The sequence below is a fragment of the Burkholderia sp. AW49-1 genome (assembly GCF_053427845.1).
In genome coordinates this window covers 1-1,192 of record NZ_JBSAXF010000087.1, presented here as the reverse complement: position 1 = coordinate 1,192, position 1,192 = coordinate 1, and the positions used below count along the sequence as shown (strand labels likewise).

Below are 1,192 nucleotides of genomic sequence, written 5' to 3'. Positions count from 1 at the left end.
GGTAATCCCCCCGTTTTCCACGGGGTTCAGAAGTAGAAACTAAGCGGCCATGGCCAGCCGCTGCTTTGGCGTAAATCCGCCCAAGGCCATGTTCGGGCGGTCATGATTGTAAGTCCACATCCAATCGGTCGCGAAGCGCTGCACATGGTCCAAGTCTTCCCAGTGGTACTGCGACAGCCATTCGTACCGCACGGTCCGGTTGAATCGTTCGACATACGCGTTCTGCTGCGGCTTGCCCGGCTGAATGTAGTCGAGCCTGATGCCGTACTGTCGGGCCCATTCGATGATCGCCCCGCTCAGGTACTCGGGCCCGTTATCGCACCGGATCGCTTTGGGTCTGCCGCGCCAACCGATGATCTGCCGCAGCGCACGGATCACGCGTTCCGATGGCAATGAGAAGTCGATCTCGATGCCGAGTGCCTCGCGGTTGAAGTCGTCGATCACGTTGAACAGCCGGATGCTGCGTCCGTCGGCCAGTTGGTCGTGCATGAAGTCCATCGACCAGACCTGGTTGACGGCACGCGGCACCGCCAGCGGCTCTGGTACCTGCCTGACCAGTCGCTTGCGCGGCTTGATCCGCAGGTTCAGTTCCAGTTCGCGATAGATCCGGTACACGCGCTTGTGATTCCAGCCGAAGCCCTTCACGTTACGCAGGTACAGGAAGCACAGCCCGAAGCCCCAGTTCCGATGGTTGTCCGTCAGGCGCAGCAGCCAGTTCGCAATCTCGTCGTTCTCGGCGCTGCGCCGACCGACGTACCGATAACAGGCCTGGCTGATCCCAAATGCCTCACATGCCAGCCGGATCGATATGCCCCGGCTGGACACGGCATGCATGGCCATCTCACGCCGGCGAGATGGCCTCAGTCTTTTTTTGCGAGCGCCTCCGCCACGATCTCGGCCTTGATCTTCTCCTCAACGTACATCTTGCGCAGCCGGGCATTCTCGGCCTCCAACTCCTTCATCCGCGCGATCAGCGAGACGTCCATGCCGCCGTACTTCGAGCGCCATTTGTAGAACGTTGCCGTGCTGATGCCCAGTTCCCGACACAGGTCCGGCACCGACAGCCCCGACTCCACGCGCTTGAGCGCGTCCATGATCTGGCTGTCCGTGAATCTCGATTTTTTCATGCTGTAGAACTCCCTCAACGAGAAAATTCTACTTCTGATCACACCGGTTTTTCGGGGGGACTACC

General features: G+C 60.0%; 1 protein-coding gene. It reads right to left on the bottom strand.

From position 1 onward, the window contains the following. Positions 1-39 precede the first annotated feature (39 nt). Positions 40-1,127, bottom strand: a protein-coding gene (locus ACV22W_RS33505) for an IS3 family transposase (RefSeq protein ID WP_111016761.1) whose coding sequence is annotated in 2 segments (ribosomal slippage) — positions 40-866 and positions 866-1,127 — 1,089 coding nt in all. Because the reading frame shifts where the segments join, the coding sequence is not laid out codon by codon here. Positions 1,128-1,192 lie beyond the last annotated feature (65 nt).